The organism is Pseudomonas sp. Pc102 (assembly GCF_018408275.1).
Taxonomy (GTDB): Bacteria; Pseudomonadota; Gammaproteobacteria; order Pseudomonadales; family Pseudomonadaceae; genus Metapseudomonas; species Metapseudomonas tohonis.
Genome location: NZ_AP021905.1, coordinates 1,730,920 through 1,748,594, shown reverse-complemented (window position 1 = coordinate 1,748,594; position 17,675 = coordinate 1,730,920). Strand labels below are relative to the sequence as shown.

Annotated in this window: 16 protein-coding genes, 3 tRNA genes and 1 pseudogene; 4 read left to right on the top strand and 16 right to left on the bottom strand. The window is 68.0% G+C overall.

Going from position 1 to position 17,675, the window contains the following annotated elements; genetic code table 11:
• The first annotated feature begins 50 nt into the window (after positions 1-50).
• Both PHLH3_RS08255 and PHLH3_RS08250 read left to right on the top strand, forming a co-directional pair.
• Positions 51-1,181, top strand: coding sequence for a nitrilase-related carbon-nitrogen hydrolase (locus tag PHLH3_RS08255; protein WP_213628857.1), 1,131 nt, complete (start codon positions 51-53; stop codon positions 1,179-1,181).
• Positions 1,178-2,214, top strand: a pseudogene (locus PHLH3_RS08250) (AraC family transcriptional regulator). The gene PHLH3_RS08255 and the pseudogene PHLH3_RS08250 overlap by 4 nt, the downstream one beginning before the upstream one ends.
• A 280-nt stretch (positions 2,215-2,494) precedes the next feature.
• Here PHLH3_RS08250 and PHLH3_RS08245 read toward each other — a convergent pair.
• From PHLH3_RS08245 to gspE, 12 genes are all read right to left on the bottom strand, one after another.
• A tRNA-Asp gene (locus PHLH3_RS08245) sits at positions 2,495-2,571 on the bottom strand.
• Positions 2,572-2,674: 103 nt separating this feature from the next.
• Positions 2,675-2,751, bottom strand: a tRNA-Asp gene (locus tag PHLH3_RS08240).
• 35 nt (positions 2,752-2,786) lie between these two features.
• A tRNA-Val gene (locus tag PHLH3_RS08235) sits at positions 2,787-2,862 on the bottom strand.
• Positions 2,863-3,076: 214 nt separating this feature from the next.
• Positions 3,077-3,595: a type II secretion system protein M gene (locus tag PHLH3_RS08230; protein ID WP_280527454.1), complete on the bottom strand. Its 519-nt coding sequence runs from the start codon at positions 3,593-3,595 to the stop codon at positions 3,077-3,079.
• A gap of 2 nt (positions 3,596-3,597) precedes the next feature.
• Complete coding sequence (gspL, locus tag PHLH3_RS08225; RefSeq protein ID WP_213628855.1) at positions 3,598-4,740, bottom strand: type II secretion system protein GspL; 1,143 nt, start codon at positions 4,738-4,740, stop codon at positions 3,598-3,600.
• On the bottom strand, positions 4,737-5,711 hold the full coding sequence (gene gspK / locus PHLH3_RS08220) for a type II secretion system minor pseudopilin GspK (protein ID WP_173173621.1): 975 nt from the start codon (positions 5,709-5,711) through the stop codon (positions 4,737-4,739). The genes gspL and gspK overlap by 4 nt, the downstream gene beginning before the upstream one ends.
• The gene (gene gspJ / locus PHLH3_RS08215; RefSeq protein WP_213628854.1) at positions 5,708-6,400 is read right to left on the bottom strand and encodes a type II secretion system minor pseudopilin GspJ; all 693 of its coding nucleotides are present in this window, start codon (positions 6,398-6,400) and stop codon (positions 5,708-5,710) included. The genes gspK and gspJ overlap by 4 nt, the downstream gene beginning before the upstream one ends.
• Complete coding sequence (gspI, locus tag PHLH3_RS08210; RefSeq protein ID WP_213628853.1) at positions 6,397-6,786, bottom strand: type II secretion system minor pseudopilin GspI; 390 nt, start codon at positions 6,784-6,786, stop codon at positions 6,397-6,399. The genes gspJ and gspI overlap by 4 nt, the downstream gene beginning before the upstream one ends.
• Positions 6,783-7,358: a type II secretion system minor pseudopilin GspH gene (gene gspH, locus PHLH3_RS08205; protein ID WP_213628852.1), complete on the bottom strand. Its 576-nt coding sequence runs from the start codon at positions 7,356-7,358 to the stop codon at positions 6,783-6,785. The genes gspI and gspH overlap by 4 nt, the downstream gene beginning before the upstream one ends.
• Positions 7,358-7,789 (bottom strand): type II secretion system major pseudopilin GspG, encoded by a 432-nt coding sequence (gene gspG / locus PHLH3_RS08200; RefSeq protein ID WP_175384245.1) that lies wholly within the window; start codon positions 7,787-7,789, stop codon positions 7,358-7,360. Before gspG ends, gspH begins: the two co-directional genes overlap by 1 nt.
• 4 nt (positions 7,790-7,793) lie before the next feature.
• On the bottom strand, positions 7,794-9,011 hold the full coding sequence (xcpS, locus tag PHLH3_RS08195; protein ID WP_213628851.1) for a GspF family T2SS innner membrane protein variant XcpS: 1,218 nt from the start codon (positions 9,009-9,011) through the stop codon (positions 7,794-7,796).
• Complete coding sequence (gspE, locus tag PHLH3_RS08190; RefSeq protein WP_213628850.1) at positions 9,012-10,499, bottom strand: type II secretion system ATPase GspE; 1,488 nt, start codon at positions 10,497-10,499, stop codon at positions 9,012-9,014. It lies immediately after the preceding gene.
• Between the two features lie 255 nt (positions 10,500-10,754).
• On the opposite strand from gspE, the gene PHLH3_RS08185 reads away from it, so the two are divergent.
• Together PHLH3_RS08185 and gspD are read left to right on the top strand one after the other, a co-directional pair.
• Positions 10,755-11,396: a type II secretion system protein N gene (locus PHLH3_RS08185; RefSeq protein ID WP_244862999.1), complete on the top strand. Its 642-nt coding sequence runs from the start codon at positions 10,755-10,757 to the stop codon at positions 11,394-11,396.
• A 4-nt stretch (positions 11,397-11,400) separates the two neighbouring features.
• Complete coding sequence (gene gspD / locus PHLH3_RS08180; protein WP_213628849.1) at positions 11,401-13,359, top strand: type II secretion system secretin GspD; 1,959 nt, start codon at positions 11,401-11,403, stop codon at positions 13,357-13,359.
• Positions 13,360-13,471: 112 nt separating this feature from the next.
• Here gspD and PHLH3_RS08175 read toward each other — a convergent pair whose 3' ends face one another.
• The 4 genes from PHLH3_RS08175 to PHLH3_RS08160 all read right to left on the bottom strand — a co-directional run bounded on the left by PHLH3_RS08175 (position 13,472) and on the right by PHLH3_RS08160 (position 17,646).
• On the bottom strand, positions 13,472-14,236 hold the full coding sequence (locus tag PHLH3_RS08175; protein WP_213628848.1) for an SDR family oxidoreductase: 765 nt from the start codon (positions 14,234-14,236) through the stop codon (positions 13,472-13,474).
• An 11-nt stretch (positions 14,237-14,247) separates the two neighbouring features.
• On the bottom strand, positions 14,248-15,459 hold the full coding sequence (locus PHLH3_RS08170; RefSeq protein ID WP_173177189.1) for an O-succinylhomoserine sulfhydrylase: 1,212 nt from the start codon (positions 15,457-15,459) through the stop codon (positions 14,248-14,250).
• A 77-nt stretch (positions 15,460-15,536) separates the two neighbouring features.
• Positions 15,537-17,042: an amidophosphoribosyltransferase gene (gene purF, locus PHLH3_RS08165; RefSeq protein ID WP_213628847.1), complete on the bottom strand. Its 1,506-nt coding sequence runs from the start codon at positions 17,040-17,042 to the stop codon at positions 15,537-15,539.
• A 91-nt stretch (positions 17,043-17,133) separates the two neighbouring features.
• Positions 17,134-17,646, bottom strand: a complete 513-nt coding sequence (locus PHLH3_RS08160) for a CvpA family protein (RefSeq protein WP_021218569.1) — start codon at positions 17,644-17,646, stop codon at positions 17,134-17,136.
• Positions 17,647-17,675 lie beyond the last annotated feature (29 nt).

The window sequence follows — 17,675 nt, the reverse complement described above, 5'->3', positions numbered from 1 at the left end:
CACAACGCGCTCCCCTACCCTGACCGGCACATCCATCGACGCCCAATCCCATGCGCAAACTGCTGATTGTCCTGGCCTCCGCCCTGTTCGCCGGCGTGCTGGTCAGCTACGCGATCTGGACCGACAAGCGACCGGTCGGCCACTACCTCTCCGACCTGCGCAGCGAGGTGGCGCTCAACCTCGGCCAGCCCGGCGAACGCGGCAACCTGCTGGGCATCCAGCCCGAACTCTTTGCCGCCGACTACCAGAGCGTGGAGCGCCTGCGCCTGAAGCTCGCGGCCTACCTGGAGAAGGCCCGCGCCGAAGGGCTGATCAACGACCGCACGGTCGTCGTGCTGCCCGAGCACATCGGCACCTGGCTGGTGGCCGCCGGCGAGAAGGACCAGGTCTACAGCGCCCACACCCTGGATCACGCCATGCTCTGGCTGGCCGCCGCCAACCCGATGAAACTCGCCCGCGCGCTGGTCGCGGCCGAAGGCGAGGAACGCCTGGCCGATGCCCTCTTCCGCATGAAGGCGACGCGCATGGCCGGTGACTACCAGGCCCTGTTCGGCGGCCTCGCCCGGGAGTTCGGCATCACCCTGGTGGCGGGCTCCATCCTGCTCCCCGCGCCGCGCATCGAAGGCGGCAACCTGCTGGCCGAGAGCGGGCCGCTGTACAACGTCAGCCTGGTGTTCGACCGCCAGGGCAGGCCCGTGGGACAGCCCCAGCGCAAGCTCTTCCCGAGCCACGAGGAACAGGGCTTCACCGCCGCCGCGGGGATCGACCAGCTCCAGGTGGTCGACACCCCGGCCGGGCGGTTGGGCGTGCTGGTCAGCGCGGACAGCTGGTACCCCGCCGGCTACACGGCGCTGCACGAACAGGGCGTCGAGTTGCTGGCGGTGCCGGCCTTCCTCACCGGCAACGGCAGCTGGAGCAAGCCCTGGCGCGGCGAAAAAGGCGCGCCGACGCCCGATGACGCGAACCTGCAGGCCGGCAAGCTCAGCGAAGGCGAGGCCTGGCAGCGCCTGGCCCTGGCCGGGCACCAGCCGGGCAGCGGTGCCCGCGCCGGCATGACGGTCTTCCTCCGAGGTCAGCTGTGGGACCTGGGTAGCGACGGCCCCGGCCTCGCCGCCGATGCCAACGGCATCCACATCGCCGAGGCCGGTCGCGGCGCGAAGCTGCTGAACATCTGGCTATGAAGCCGACACGGGTACGCCTGGGCGACCTCTCGGTGGGCTTCGTGCAGAACCTCGCCGAGGCGGTGCGCGACGCCGGCCGGGACCCGGCCCCCCTGCTCGCCCAGTACGGCCTGGACGCCGCCCGCCTGGCCGAACCGCGCGGGCGCCTGTCGATCCCCCGCTACATGCGCCTGGGCCACGCCGCGATGCAACTGATCGGCGACCCGGCGCTGGGCCTGCGCATGGGGCGCATCAGCCGGCTGAGCCAGGTCGGCCTCACCGGCGTCACCGCGATGCAGGCCCCCAACGTGCGCGAGGCGGCTCGCACGCTGATCCGCTTCGAGCCGCTGTACGCCCACAACTACCGGGGCCAGTCGAGCTTCCACGAGGATGCTGGCGGTGCCTGGCTGCGCTTTTATTCCATCAGCCCGTACAACGCCTATAACCGCTTCGTGGTGGATTCCGTGCTGGCCAGCTGGGCCTGCCAGTTCGGAATGCTGGTGGGCGAGCCGCTGGCGGTGGAGAAGGTGGAGATCGAGTTTCCCGCCCCCGACTACGCCGAGCGCTACTCGGAACTGTTCGGCTGCCCGGTGGAGTTCGCTGCCGGCGGCAACCAGTTGCGCCTGTCCCAGCCGACCCTCGCCCTGCGCGGACGCGAGCACTGCCCCAGCACCTGGCGACAGTTGCTGGAGCTCTGCGAGCAGGAACTGGAGCAACGTACCCGCACCCGCAGCCTGCGCGAACGCATCACCCAGTTGCTGGGGCCACTGCTGCACGGCCGCGAGCCGGATCTGGAGGAGGTGGCCGCGCGCCTGCAACTGCCGACCTGGACCCTGCGACGCAAGCTGGCCGAGGAAGGCACGCAGTTCCGCAGCATCCTCAACGACACCCGACGCGACCTGGCCATGGCCTATATCCGCGACACCGAACTGGCCTTCGGGAAATCGCCTACCTGCTGGGCTTCGCCTCGGCCGAGGCCTTCCAGCGCGCGTTCAAGCGCTGGAGCGGCAGCACACCCGGCGAGTTCCGCCGCGCCCAGCGCCAGGTGGGCTGATCACATCTCGGTGGCGTCGTCCGCCGGCTCCACCCCGTCCTGCTCGCTGGCGTGGAAGTCGAGAATTTCTTCCTGATACTCATCCATCATCACTCTCCTGTTCTGTCGCGCCCTGGATGAAACAAGGACCGTGCCAAAAGAGTAACGAGTGCCGGTGACCGAAAAATTAACCCAGGACAATGCCCCGCGAAGTCGATCAGCGCCGAACCCGGCGAGCTGCACTTTTTTCGAGGCAAAGAAAAAACCCCCAGGTATTGCTACCTGAGGGCTTTCCTTTATATGGCGCAGCGGACGGGACTCGAACCCGCGACCCCCGGCGTGACAGGCCGGTATTCTAACCGACTGAACTACCGCTGCGCGTCGGTTGGACTTTCGTCCGGTGGAACCTTTGCTTCGTCTGGCGATGAGAGTTTCGAGCTTCTCGTCACCTCATGCCCGGCGGAACCTGGCATGGTAAATATGGCGCAGCGGACGGGACTCGAACCCGCGACCCCCGGCGTGACAGGCCGGTATTCTAACCGACTGAACTACCGCTGCGCGTCGGCCGGACTTTCGTCCGAATTCACAAGGGATGGTGGGTGATGACGGGATCGAACCGCCGACCCTCTGCTTGTAAGGCAGATGCTCTCCCGGCTGAGCTAATCACCCATCGCCTTGCGAGGCGCGCAATTTACGCAGAGGCCCCACCTAAGTCAACACCCTGCTTGAAGTTTTTTCTCGGAATCGTTTTTTGCACGCCTTCGACAGCCCCTTCGATGGCAGCGTCCGCACAGGGGAAAACGGTGCCGCGCAGCGATCACCGATCACCACCGGTGATCACCAGGCCGGTGCACGACGGTGCCCCGGCCACAGGAAGGTGCATTCAGCCACCGACGCGCAGGGTCAGCCGCGCCGTCACCTGCCCTTCATCCGCGCGGTCGAGGCCGGCCTCCTCGATGCGCACGCCCTGGGCCTCGAGGCCGGCGAACCAGCGCAACAGGCGAGCGAAGCTGGTGGGCTGCAGGCTCACCTGCACCTGCCCCGGGGCGTCGCTGTCCAGGCGTTCGACCGACAACCCCTGCTCGGCAGCACTGGCGGTGACCAGCCCCTGCAGGCGCTCCGGCTCGACGCTGGCCTGCGGCGCTTCCTGGCTGGATCGGGCTCGCGGTGCCTGCTGCTGCATATAGGCATGCAGCGCACGCTGCTGTTCGAAATACTCGCGGGCACTGACAACGCCCTGCTGGGCCGGGCGCCAGAGCGCCAGGTAGAGCAGCACCAGCAGCAGGAAGCCGCCCAGCGACATCAGCGCCAGGCGATCACGGGGCGGCAACGCCTTCCAGCGCCCGGCCAGCGCCGATGCCTGCCATTGCGCCTGCACCCTGTCCTTGAAAACCATGGCCATGCTCATCCTCCGATTACCAGTCGCGCGCTCACCGCATTGCCTTCACGGCTGGCCGAGCCCAGCTGCACGGCCAGCCCGGCGGCGATCAGTCGCTCGCGCAAGCGCTCCAGGGCATCGAAGCCAGGGGCCTGCACCTGCATCGCCAGGTCACCCCGGGTGTCGCTGAAATCCAGTTGCTGCACACGCACCTGGGCCCCCTCCGCCAGCAGCGCCTCGGCGGCCTGGTCGAGCATGCCGAGCAAGCGGCCCTGTCCCGACACCGAGCTGGCCGCCAGGTGCTGGTCGAACTGCGCACGCAGGTTGATCAGCTTGCTGTCCTGGGGAAACAGTTCGCGGTACAGCGCCTCGTTGGCCGCCGCATAGCGATCGCCCTCATGCCGCAGGTGCCAGCCCTGGGCCAGGTAGAAGCCCCACTGCAGCACCGCCCAGAGCCCGACCAGCCCCAGCAGCGGACGCAGGAAGCGCTGGTGGCGATGTTCCTGGCGCACCTCGAACTCCGCCTGGGCCAGTTCGCTGCCCGAACGCCCGGCGAGCCAGAGGTGCGGCTGCGCGTGCTCCTGCCACTGCTCGATGCCTTCGAGCACCTGCCGTGCCTGGGGCGCGTGCCCCTGCAGCGGCAGCACGCAGGCATCGCGCAGGTGCGGCCAGTCCTCGTCCAGCAGGGCGAGGCGCGCGCTCTGCTCGCCGCCCAGCAGCCAGCGGCCATCCAGCCAGCACAGCTGAGTGCCTTCATCGGGCAGCAGGTCGGCGTCCACCTGCAGGCTGGTGGGTACCGAGCCCAGTTCCGCCGCCAGGTCGACCCAGGCGCTCAGCCAGGCGCGGCGCACGGCGAAGATGCGGTGCAGGCCATCCGGCAGGCTGCCGCCAAGGGCCAGGTGCAGGCTGTCGACGTCTTCGGCCAGCAACTCCTCTACCGCGAAAGGCAGCGCCTGGCGCAGCCAGCGCGCCTTCTGCGTGGGCAGGCGCGCGGCGCAGGCAGTCACCGCCTCCACCGGCAATACCAGGCGCCAGTCACCGGAGAGCGCCGTCACCGCCGCCGCGAATGGCAGTTGCCGGGCGTCCCCACCCTGCACCAGCCAGACCTCCAGCTCGCCTTCGACGCGCGTGACCGCCGCCGCCGGCAGGAAAATACTTGCCTGCTTCATTCTTCGTCCTTTTCCTTGAGAAGGGCCGGCGGCAATCCGCCCTGCCCCATGTCGCGGGAAAGCACCCGCACGCGGCCGTCATTGCTGCGCTGCAAGGTGCTGACCAGTACCTGGCGTCGTCCGCCCAGATGCACTTCGCTGGTCACCCGGAAATATTCACTGCCCACCGCCAGGCCCTGCGCCTGCATCCCCATGCCGGCCAGCGCCGATTGCCCGAGGAAGGCGTCCAGGGTCTGGAAGCCGGCCTTGCCACGGGCCGCCACCAGCGCCTCCCCCACGCTGGGCGTGAGGCTGTCGGCCAGGCTGGAAAGCACCATCGCGCCGGCGGTGTTGACGTTGAGCGTGGCGTCGTCCGGCAGCGCGCTGACGTAGGGCAGCAGGCGACGATAGTCCGCCTCGGTCATGCCCGCCAGCAGGCGCAGCTCGGAGACGTCGACCATGGCACGGTTGGCTGCCCGGTAGGGCGGCTGGCTCAGCAGGTATTCGTTGTCTTCGGCGCCATTGGCCCCGGTGGGCTCCTGGTCCTTGTCGAGCCAGTCCACCAGGCGCTCCGCATAGGGTGCCTCGATTTGCAGGCGCAACAGGAGGCGACGGAACTGCTGCAGCGACTGCTCGTTGACCCGCCCCTGGCGCACCAGGGCGTTGAGGTTGAAGCGCGAGGTGGCGTCCTCGATGCGCACCAGCAGCTCGCCGCCGTCATCCAGCGGGAAATTGTTCAGCGGTCGCGCCCAGGCTTCGCCGAGGTGATCCACCGGGGTGCGCGGGTCGCCGGCGCGCAGGTCGCGCTGCAGCATCCCACGGGCAAGCGCTTCGCCACCCAGCGCATATTGCAGGGCCTGGCGCGCGTGCAGCTGGTTGGCACTGGAGCGGATCGCCAGCTGTTGCCGCGCGATCATGCCGGCACAGACGACGGTCACCACCGCCACCACCAGCAGCACCGTGATCATGGCCATGCCACGCTGCCGCGTCATGGCGCACCACCGTCGTCGGGCGGTACGTCGCCGCCGTCATCGCCACCGCCGTTGTCGGGGACCTGGGGCTTGCGCTCCGGCGGCTCGTCCACCAGGCGCAGCACGCGGCGCAACTCGCCGTAGCGGCGGTGTTCGAGGGTCAGCTCGATGGCCCGGGGCAGCTTCTCCAGGCTCTTGTCGCCGGTCTCGCCGTCGGCCGGCCAGACCTCCACCCAGTTATCGGACTTGTCGAGGTAGCGCAGCTTGAGGCGGGTCACGCCGTCCAGCGCCTGCTGCACCTGCGGCTGGCTGTCCTGGGCCTGGTCGAGCACCGTCCAGTAGCGGCGCTCCAGCTTCTCCCCGGACAGTTGCCAACGCACCCGCTGCAGCCGCGAACGCGGGGCGCCTAGCGGATTGCGCCAACCGCCACGGCTCAGTTCGATGGCATCGTTGTCGCCGCTCTCGCCCACCAGCGCACCGCGCCATTCACCGTAGGCATCGCGCACGGGGCGTGGATTCACCTGCTGCAGGTCACGCTCGATGGCGGCCATTGCCCGCACCAGTTCACGCAGCTGCTGTTCCTGGGCGCGGGTGGCCCGGTCGCTGGACAGGACGCTGTCGAGCATGCGGTAGGTGCCCAGTGCCAGCAGCGCGAAGATGGCGATGGCGATCAGCAGTTCCAGCAGGGTGAAACCGGCGGAGCGCTTCATTGGCGGGTCTCGATGAAGCCGACCAGGCGCGCGGCGGCACGCTCCTCCAGCTTGCCCCGGGGGCCCCGGTCGTTGCGCTGGGCCACCCAGAGCGTGGCGCGGCGCAGGGCCGGATCGGAGGTCGCCTCCACCTGGCTCTGCCACTCCCAGCGGCGCCCGGCGAAATCCAGCTCGCCCTGGTCGCGCCCGTCCCCCGGCGGCGTGGCGGCCAGCTGCATCTCGGCGAGGCGGTTGTCGGCGATCCACATCGCCAGGGTCTTGTCCTCCAGGCGCGCGGCGTTCTGCAGGCTGCGCGCGTTGGTGGCCAGCACGGACGCGGCGACCACAGCGAAGATGGCCAGGGCCACCAGCACTTCGAGCAGGGTGAAGCCACGCTGGTTGCTCATCCCGCCCTCCCCTTGCCCGGCATCGCCTCGACCCTGGGCAGGCGGAAGCCGTCGCTGCTCATCTGCAGGCGCAGGCCGTCCTTGCGCCGCTCGCCCAGCTCCAGGCGGAACGGGCTGAGCTCGCCGCTGGACAGGATCAGCAACTGCGGCGTACGGGGTTGATCCTTGGTTTTCTCGTCCTCGTCCGCCACCGGCCCGGGCAATGCCAGCGCGGCGCCTTCGAGTTCGAACTTGAGCTCGGCCCAGGCCGGCAGCTTGTGGGTTTCATCCCCCACTTCCTGCCAGCGCGCCTTCGCCTCGTCGAAGCGCAGTACGCGATAGCCGTCCCCCTCCAGGCGCAGGCCGTACTCGCGGTTGTCGAGCACGGCCTCGTCCACCAGCACGCCGATCAGCCCGGCGAGGCGCTCGGCTTCGTTGTTCAGCTCACGTGAAGGGCCGGCCACGCCGGTGCTGAGCACCGCCAGCCCGACCAGGCAGCCGATGATCACCAGGACCACCAGCAACTCGATCAGGGTGAAGCCGCCCTGCCCCTCGGCGGGCGGGCAGCCTGGGCAGCGCGGCCGTGGGTGCATCAGTTTTCCCAGTTACCGATGTCGGCATCGGCGTCGGTGCCGCCTTCCTTGCCGTCGGCGCCGAAGGAGTAGAGGTCGTAGGCGCCCTTGGTGCCGGGGGCCAGGTACTGGTACGGGTTGCCCCAGGGGTCGACCGGCAGGCGCTTGAGGTAGCCGTCCTTGTTCCAGTTCTTCGGCTGCGGGTTGCCGCTGGGCTTCTTCACCAACGCCTCCAGGCCCTGCTGGGTGCTGGGGTAGGCGAAGTTGTCGAGCTTGTACATGTCCAGCGAGGCACCGATGGCCTTGATGTCGCCCTTGGCGACGGTGACCTTGGCCTGGTCCGGGCGGTTCATCACCTGCGGCACCACCAGGGCGGCGAGGATGCCGAGGATGACCACCACCACCATGATTTCAATGAGCGTAAAGCCCGTCTGTGTACGGCGCTGTTTCACGCGATTACCCCACGAGTTGGTTGAGAGAAAGGATCGGCAGGAGGATGGCGAGGACGATGACCAGCACCACCGCGCCCATGAACACCAGCATGAAGGGCTCGAACAGCCCGACCAGCAACGCGATCTGCGCGCCGAGGTCGCTTTCCTGGTTGCGCGCGGTGCGCGCCAGCATCTGGTCCAGCTCGCCCGAGCGTTCGCCGCTGGCGATCATGTGCAGCATCATCGGCGGAAACTGGCCGCTGGCTTCCAGCGCGCGGGTCAGGCTGCCGCCTTCGCGGACCTTCTGCGCCGCCAGCACCACATCGGCGCGGATCACCCGGTTGGCGATGACCTCGGCACCGATGCCCAGCGCTTCCACCAGCGGCACGCCGCTCTGGGTGAGGATCGCCAGGGTCGAGGCGAAACGCGCGGTGTCGGTGGCGCGCACCAGCCCGCCCACCAGTGGAATGCGCAATACCAGGCCATGCCAGCGGACACGCACCGCCTCCTCGCGCAGCGCCAGGCGCGCGCCGACGAATGCCGCGATGAGCGCCAGTGCCACCAGCCAGCCCCAGTGCTTGACCAGGTCGCTGAGGGCGATGAGGCCCCGGGTCAGCAGCGGCAGGGTCTGCCCGGAGTCGATGAACACGCGCACCACGTCCGGGACCACGTAGCCCAGGAGGAAGGAGACGATCCCCAGCGAAGCGCACATCAGGATCACCGGGTAGAGCAGCGCCAGCTGGATCTTCTGCCGCGACTGCTGGCGTTGCTCGGTGTAGTCGGCGAGCTGCTCCAGCACCGGCCCGAGGTGGCCGGCGTGCTCGCCGGCCGCGACCGTGGCCCGGTAGAGCTCGGGGAACGCGGCGGGGAACTCGCGCAGGCTGCCGGCCAGGCTATGACCCTCCAGCACGCGTGCGCGTACCGCCAGCAGCATCGACTGGATGCGCGGCGAGGTGGACTGGGCGGCAGCGGCGCGCAGCGCTTCCTCGATGGGCAGCGCGGCCTGTACCAGGGTCGCCAGTTGCCGGGTCACCAGCGCAAGGTCGCGGGCCGACAGGCCACGGGTGAAACCGAAACGCCCGCCACTGGCGGCATGTTCACGGGTGCGGGTGGCCTTCACCTCCAGCGGTGCCAGTTGCTTCTCCCGCAACAGCTGGCGCACCTGGCGGGCACTGTCGGCCTCGAGCACACCCTTCTGCGGGCGCCCGCGGGCATCCAGGGCGAGGTATTCGAAGGCGGCCATTTATTCTTCCTGGGTCACGCGCAGCACTTCTTCCACCGTGGTCACGCCTTCGAGCACCTTGCGCTTGCCGTCGTCACGGATGCTGGGACCGAAGCGGCGTGCATGGCGGGTCATCTCCTGCTCCGCAGCGGCGTTGTGGATGAGGGTGCGCATGTGGTCGTCGAAGACCACCAGTTCGTAGATGCCGGTACGCCCGCGATAGCCCTGCTGGTGGCATTCGGCGCAGCCACGGGCGTGGTAGAGGGTCGGCGGCTGCGTCGGGTCGATGCCCAGCAGCGCGCATTCGGCGGCGTCGGCGCTGTATGGCGCCTTGCAGTGATTGCAGAGCACACGCACCAGGCGCTGGGCAAGCACGCCGAGCAAGGAGGACGACAGCAGGAAGGGCTCGACCCCCATGTCCACCAGGCGGGTGATGGCGCCGATGGCGCTGTTGGTGTGCAGGGTGGAAAGCACCAGGTGGCCGGTGAGCGAGGCCTGCACGGCGATCTCGGCGGTCTCGTGGTCACGGATCTCGCCGACCATCACCACGTCCGGGTCCTGCCGCAGGATGGCGCGCAGGCCACGGGCGAAGGTCATCTCCACCTTGGCATTGACCTGGGTCTGGCCGATGCCTTCGAGGTGATACTCGATCGGGTCCTCGACCGTGAGGATGTTGCGCGTGCGGTCGTTGAGGGTCACCAGGCTGGCGTACAGCGTGGTGGTCTTGCCCGAGCCGGTGGGCCCGGTGACCAGCAGGATGCCGTGGGGCTTGCGCACCGTGGCCTCCATCAGTTCGCGGTCGCGCGCGCTCATGCCCAGGTGCTGCAGGGTGAGGCGCCCGGCCTGCTTGTCCAGCAGGCGCAATACCACGCGCTCGCCGTTGGCCGAGGGCAGCGTGGACACGCGGATGTCGACTTCGCGCCCGGCCACGCGCAGGGAGATGCGGCCGTCCTGCGGGACGCGCTTCTCGGCGATGTCCAGCTTGGCCATGACCTTGATCCGCGACACCAGCAGCGCCGCCAGCTCACGCTTGGGTTCGAGCACCTCGCGCAGAATGCCGTCGACACGGAACCTCACCACGAGGCGCTTCTCGAAGGTCTCCAGGTGGATGTCCGAGGCGTTCTCGCGAATAGCCTCGCCGAGGATGGCGTTGATCAGGCGGATGATCGGCGCGTCGTCCTCCTGCTCCATCAGGTCGGTGGTCTCCGGCATCTGCTCGGCGAGCGCGGCCAGGTCGAGGCTGCCGCCGAGGTCTTCGGCGAGCTGCATGGTGGCGGAGGAGTCGTGCTGGTAGGCCTGGGCCAGGGCCTGGTCGAAGGTTTCGGCGGGCAGCGGGCGCAACGGCAGCGAGCGGCCGACGAAGCGCCGGGCCTCGGCCAGGGCTACCAGTTCGGCGCCTTGGCGATGGGCCAGGCAGGGCTCTACGCCATCCTGCAGGAAGACGCCGTGGCGCTTGGCGAAGCCGAACGGCAGGCGCCGCAGCGGCGCCTCGATCGAAGAGGGGTTCATCCGTGTAATGCCTTCATGAAATCACCTGGGCAATTATCACAACACTGCCTGACGGTTGTGCGGCAATCCCTGCCATTTCTCTTGTCGTTGTGATGGGGCGCGCACGCAAACCCGTAAAAAATCTGGAATATTCTTAGCACATCGACCTCCACGACACACGTGCCAGCGAGTTGTAGCGTGTTTGCGTCGTACTGCTATGATTCAGCACTTTCGCCGATCCAGAAAACCAAGAACGACTCGCGGAGAACCCCCAACTTGCCCACACCTGGTGCTCGACACTGGCTGCAACAGCATTCGCCTGCGCTGCTGGGCGCGGGCCTGGTGATCGCCATGAGCCTGAGCCTCGCCTGGCAAACCGCCGACTGGATCCGATTGCTCCGCAATTCCCCCGTTACCAGCAGTGACCCCACCCTCGAGGCCGTGGTTCCGGCCAGCCTGGAACGCCTCGAACCCCTGTTCGGCCCGAGCCGCGTGCAGAGCGATGCGCCGCCACCGGCGACCAACCTGCGCCTGACCCTGCTGGGCAGCTTCATCAATGCCGACCCGGCGCGCTCCAGCGTGATCATCCGTACCGAGGGCGAAAAGCCCCGGCGCCTGCACAGCGGCGATGAGCTCAGCCCCGGCGTGAAGCTGCACGCCGTCTACCGCGACCGCGTGGAGATCGACCGAGGCGGCCGCCTCGAAACCCTGACATTCCCCCGGGCGCGCCTGGCCGCACCCGGATCGCCCGCCATGGAGGCGGAGCCGGCGAACGATGCTGTGAACGACCTTGGCGGTCTCCAGGAGGAGAACGCCGCCGAGCTGCGCGAACGCATGGAAGCACTGAGAAAACAGATGGAAGAATCCGGTGGCCTGCCGCCGGACTTACCGCCCGAACAGCCCCCGGAAAGCGAATGAATCAATGCCCACACTCCTCTCGCGCCTGAGTATCGCCCTGCTGGCCGCCGGCCTCGCTACCGCGCCGCTGCCCCTGCTGGCGGCAACCCCGCAACCCCAGGCCGAAAGCAGCCAGCAGGATGGCTGGACGATAAACCTCAAGGACGCCGACATTCGCGAGTTCGTCGACCAGGTGGCCGACATCACCGGCGAGACCTTCATCGTCGACCCCCGGGTCAAGGGCCAGGTCAGTGTGGTGTCCAAGGCGCCGCTGAGCCTCTCCGAGGTCTACCAGCTGTTCCTCTCGGTGATGGCTACCCACGGCTTCACCGTGGTCACCCAGGGCGACCAGGCACGCATCATCCCCAACGCCGAGGCCAAGTCCGAAGCCGAGGGCGGGCCGGCCGCGCCGGACAAGCTGGAAACCCGGGTCATCCAGGTGCAGCACACGCCGGTGACCGAACTGATCCCGCTGATCCGCCCGCTGGTGCCGCAATACGGCCACCTCGCCGCAGTGACCTCGTCCAACGCCCTGATCATCAGCGACCGCAGCGCCAACATCGCGCGGATCGAAAGCCTGATGAGCCAGCTCGACCAGAAGGGCGACCGCGACTACACCGTGCTCAACCTGCAGAACGCCTGGGTGATGGACGCCGCCGAGGTGCTCAACAGCGCGGTCAGCCGTGGCCAGGCCAAGGGTACCAATGCCGCCCAGGTGATCGCCGACGCGCGCACCAACCGCCTGATCATCGTCGGCCCGCCTTCGGCACGCGCCAAGCTGGTGGCACTGGCGCAGTCCCTCGACACACCGACCTCGCGCTCGGCCAATACCCGCGTCATCCGCCTGCGCCACAACGACGCCAAGGCCCTGGCCACCACCCTGGGCGAGATTTCCGAGGGCCTGAAGGCCCCCGAAGCCGGCGGTGAACAACAGGGCAAGCCGCAGAACATCCTCATCCGTGCAGACGAGAGCCTCAACGCCCTGGTCCTGCTGGCCGAACCGGACACGGTCAACGCGCTGGAGGACATCGTCCGCCAGCTCGACGTACCGCGCGCCCAGGTGATGGTGGAAGCCGCCATCGTGGAAATCTCCGGCGACATCACCGACGCCCTCGGCGTGCAGTGGGCAGTCGACGCCCGCGGCAAGACCGGCGGCCTGGGCGGGGTCAACTTCGGCAACACCGGCCTCTCGGTGGGCACCGTGCTCAATGCCATCAAGGACGAGAAGCTGCCGACCACCCTGCCCGACGGCGCCATCATCGGCATCGGCACCGACCATTTCGCCGCCCTGGTCACCGCGCTCTCGGCCAACAGCAAGAGCAACCTGCTGTCCACGCCCAGCCTGCTGACCCTGGACAACCAGAAGGCGGAAATCCTCGTGGGCCAGAACGTGCCCTTCCAGACCGGTTCCTACACCACCGATGCGGCCGGGGCCAACAACCCCTTCACCACCATCGAGCGCAAGGACATCGGCGTGACCCTCAAGGTCACCCCGCACATCAACGAGGGCGCCACCCTGCGCCTGGAGATCGAGCAGGAGATCTCCTCCATCGCCCCCAGCGCCACCCTCACCGCCCAGGCGGTGGACCTGATCACCAACAAGCGCTCGATCAAGAGCACCATCCTCGCCGAGGACGGCCAGGTGATCGTGCTCGGCGGCCTGATCCAGGACGACGTCACCACCACCGATTCCAAGGTGCCGCTGCTGGGCGACATCCCCCTGCTCGGCCGCCTGTTCCGCTCCACCAAGGACAGCCACGTGAAGCGCAACCTGATGGTCTTCCTGCGCCCGACCGTGGTCCGCGACCGCGCCGGCCTCGCCGCGCTCTCGGGCAAGAAGTACAGCGACATCCGCGTGCTGGGCGACCAGAGCGACAAGGAAAACCGCCCGAGCATCCTGCCGCGCAGCCCGGCGCAGTTGTTCGACGGCGGCCAGGGCACCCCGGCCATCGACGTGCGCCCGGCGGAAAGCCCGGCGCCCTGATACCCGGGCCTCGGAAAACCAGCGGGCGGCAGTGCGAAGGCACTGCGCCCGTTTTCGTTCGTGCCGCAGGCCCGTGGAATGATCGGGGACGGTGCGTACCGGGAAAGCGAGCTCAGTCCAGGTAGATCATCTTGCGGGTCATGCCGCCGTCGACCAGGAACTCCTGGCCGGTGACGAAGCCGCTGTTGTCCGAAAGCAGCCAGGCGACCAGGGCGGCGACGTCTTCCACCGTACCGACGCGGCCCGCCGGGTGCTGGTCGTGATCCCATTCCGACAGCGGCGCCTCTTCACGGGCGGCGCGGTCGCGGGAGTCGATCCAGCCGGGGCTGACCACGTTGACGCGGATGTCCGGCCCCAGGCTGATGGCCAGCGCGTGGGTCAGCGCCACCAGGCCGCCCTTGCTCGCGGCGTAGGCTTCGGTGTCGCGTTCGGATTGATGGGCGCGGGTCGAGGCGATGGTGACGATGGCGCCCCGATGGCCGCGCAGGTAGGGCGCGCAATGCTTGGCCAGCAGCATCGGGCCGGTGAGGTTGACCGACAGGGTGCGGTTCCACTGCATCAGCTCGAGGCTTTCCAGTGGCGCGCCATGGGCCTCGGCGACGCCGGCGTTGCACACCAGCGCATCGAGCCGGCCGAACTGGCCGAGCACCTCGGCGATGCCCACGGCGACCTGGCTTTCATGGGCCACGTCCATGCCGACGAACCAGGCGTTGCTGCCCAGTGCCCTGGCCACCTTGCTGCCCCGGGCACGGTCGATGTCCGCCAGCACCACCTGCCAGCCTTCGGCGATCAGCCAGGCGGCGATGCCCAGGCCAATGCCACGGGCCGCGCCGGTGACCAGCGCGACCTTGCCGTTATGGGCGGGTAGCGACTCCATGGACCACTCGATCACAACGCGGCGAGGCCACGCGCGAGATCGGCCTTGAGGTCGGCGATGTCTTCCAGGCCCACGGCGACGCGGATCAGGTTGTCGCCGATGCCGGCGTTGGCACGCTCCTGCGGCGACAGGCGGCCGTGGGAGGTGGTGGCCGGGTGGGCAATGGTGGTCTTGGTGTCACCCAGGTTGGTGGTGATGGAGATCACCCGGGTGGCGTCGATGAAACGCCACGCCGCGTCCTTGCCGCCGGCCACCTCGAAGCTGACCACGGCACCGAAGGCGCTCTGCTGACGCTTGGCCAGTTCGTGCTGCGGGTGGCTTTCCAGGCCGGCGTAGTACACGCGCTCGATGCCCGGCTGCTGTTCCAGCCAGCGGGCCAGCTCCAGGGCGCTGGCGCAGTGGGCCTGCATGCGCACGCGCAGGGTTTCCAGGCCCTTGAGGAAGATCCAGGCGTTGAACGGGCTGAGGGTCGGGCCGGCGGTGCGCAGGAAGCCGACCACGCCTTCCATCTGCGCCTTGCGGCCGGCGACCACGCCGCCCATGCTGCGGCCCTGGCCGTCGATGTACTTGGTGGCCGAATGCATGACGATGTCGGCGCCGAGCTTCAGCGGCTGCTGCAGCGCGGGGGTGCAGAAGCAGTTGTCCACCGCCAGCAGCGCGCCCCGGGCGTGGGCGATCTCGGCCAGGGCGGCGATGTCCACCAGCTCGGCCAGGGGGTTGGACGGCGATTCGACGAACAGCAGCCGGGTGTTGGGCTTGAAGGCCGCTTCCCAGCCGGCCAGGTCGGCCAGCGGCGGGTAGTCGACCTCGACGCCGAAGCGCTTGAGGTACTTCTCGAACAGGCTGATGGTCGAGCCGAACACGCTGCGCGAGACCAGCACGTGATCGCCCGCGCTGCACTGGCTCATGACGATGGAGAGGATCGCCGACATGCCCGAGGCGGTGGCCACGGCCTGCTCGGCGCCTTCAAGGGCGGCGATGCGCTCTTCGAAGGCACGCACCGTGGGGTTGGTGTAGCGCGAGTAGACGTTGCCCGGCACTTCGCCGGCGAAACGCGCGGCGGCGTCGGCGGCGGTGCGGAACACATAGCTGGAGGTGAGGAACATCGCCTCGCCATGCTCGCCTTCCGGCGTGCGGTGCTGCCCCGCACGCACCGCCAGGGTGTCGAAGGCCGCGCCTTCGAGGTCACTGTCCAGCCGGCCGGCTTCCCATTCCTGCGTCATATCGCTACCTCATCAGAAACGCAGCCCGGATCGGGTCCGGGCTGCTGGCTTGCAACGTGCGGCTCAGTGGTCGCCGCTCAATTGTTGTACAGGTCGATGATCGCGCTGACCACGTTGACCTTGGCCTTGCTGGCGTCGTTGCGCGCCTGCTCGATCTTGTTCAGGTAGTGCTCGTCGACATCACCGGTGATGTACTTGCCGTCGAACACCGCGCAGTCGAACTGGTCGATCTTCACCTTGCCGCCACCGACCGCCTCGATCAGGTCCGGCAGGTCCTGGTAGATCAGCCAGTCGGCGCCGATCAGTTCGGCCACTTCCTCGGTGGAGCGGTTGTGGGCGATCAGCTCGTGGGCACTGGGCATGTCGATGCCGTACACGTTGGGGTAGCGCACCGCCGGGGCGGCCGAGCAGAAGTAGACGTTCTTGGCGCCGGCTTCGCGGGCCATCTGGATGATCTGCTTGCAGGTGGTGCCACGGACGATGGAGTCGTCCACCAGCATCACGTTCTTGCCGCGGAACTCCAGCTCGATGGCGTTGAGCTTCTGGCGCACCGATTTCTTGCGCGCGGCCTGGCCCGGCATGATGAAGGTGCGGCCGATGTAGCGGTTCTTGACGAAACCTTCGCGGAATTTCACGCCCAGGTGGTTGGCCAGCTCAAGGGCTGCGGTGCGGCTGGTATCGGGGATCGGGATGACCACGTCGATGTCGTGGTCCGGGCGCTCGCGCTGGATCTTCTCGGCCAGCTTCTCGCCCATGCGCAGGCGCGCCTTGTAGACCGAGACGCCGTCCATGATGGAGTCCGGACGCGCCAGGTAGACGTGTTCGAAGATGCACGGGGCGAGCCTCGGCGCCTTGGCGCACTGGCGGGTGTAGAGCTTGCCGTCTTCGGTGATGTACACCGCTTCGCCCGGCGCGAGGTCGCGGATCAGGGTGAAGCCGAGCACGTCGAGGGAGACGCTCTCGGAGGCGATCATATATTCCACGCCTTCGTCGGTGTGACGCTGGCCGAAGACGATCGGGCGGATGGCGTTGGGGTCGCGGAAGCCGACGATGCCGTAGCCGGTGATCATCGCCACCACGGCGTAGCCGCCCAGGCAGCGGTCATGCACCCCGGAGACGGCGGCGAACACGTCCTCCTCGGTGGGCTGCAGCTTGCCGCGATGGGCCAGCTCGTGGGCGAACACGTTGAGCAGTACTTCCGAGTCGGAATTGGTGTTCACGTGGCGCAGGTCGGATTCGTAGATTTCCTTGGCCAACTGCTCGACGTTGGTCAGGTTGCCGTTGTGCGCCAGGGTGATGCCGTAGGGCGAGTTGACGTAGAACGGCTGCGCCTCGGCGGAGCTGGAGCTGCCCGCGGTCGGGTAGCGCACGTGGCCGATGCCCATGTGGCCGACCAGGCGCTGCATGTGCCGCTGCTGGAAGACATCGCGGACCAGACCGTTGTCCTTGCGCAGGAACAACCGGCCGTCATGGCTGGTCACGATGCCGGCAGCGTCCTGGCCGCGATGCTGGAGAACGGTGAGCGCGTCATACAGCGCCTGATTGACGTTCGACTTACCGACGATACCGACGATGCCACACATGCGGTGCAACCCCTGCTGCTAGTAGTTCAGGCTAATACCGGGCGACGGGCCGGGCAGTTGGTGCCCCGCTCGCCACCCGTTGTTTGGCGGCTCAGCTTGGTGCGCTGACGCTGCCGGCAAGCCACTGGCTGGTGAAGCCCAGAATCAGGTTCTTCGACCAGTCGGCGACCATGAGAAAATGCGGCAGCAGCGTGGACTGCTGCCACCAAGGATCCTGTTGCACCGGCGCCAGGCTCAGCAGGCCAACCAGCACGACCACCAGCAAAGCCCCGCGCGCCGCGCCGAAGACCATGCCGAGGAAGCGGTCGGTGCCGTCCATGCCGGTGACCCTGATCAGCTCACCGATCAGGAAATTGACCAACGCCCCCACGAGCAGGGTGGCGATGAAGAGAATGGCGCAGGCCGCAATCACGCGCGCCGACGGCATTTCGATGAACTCGGTGAGGTGTTGTGACAAGGCCCCGCCGAACATCCAGGCGACTATGCCGGCGATGATCCAGGTGAGCAGTGAAAGCGCTTCCTTGACGAAGCCGCGCTTCAGACTGATCAGACTGGAAATGGCGATGATGGCGATGATCGACCAATCGACCCAGGTGAATGCCACGTATGCAGCTCACGAACAGAAAAGGCGCT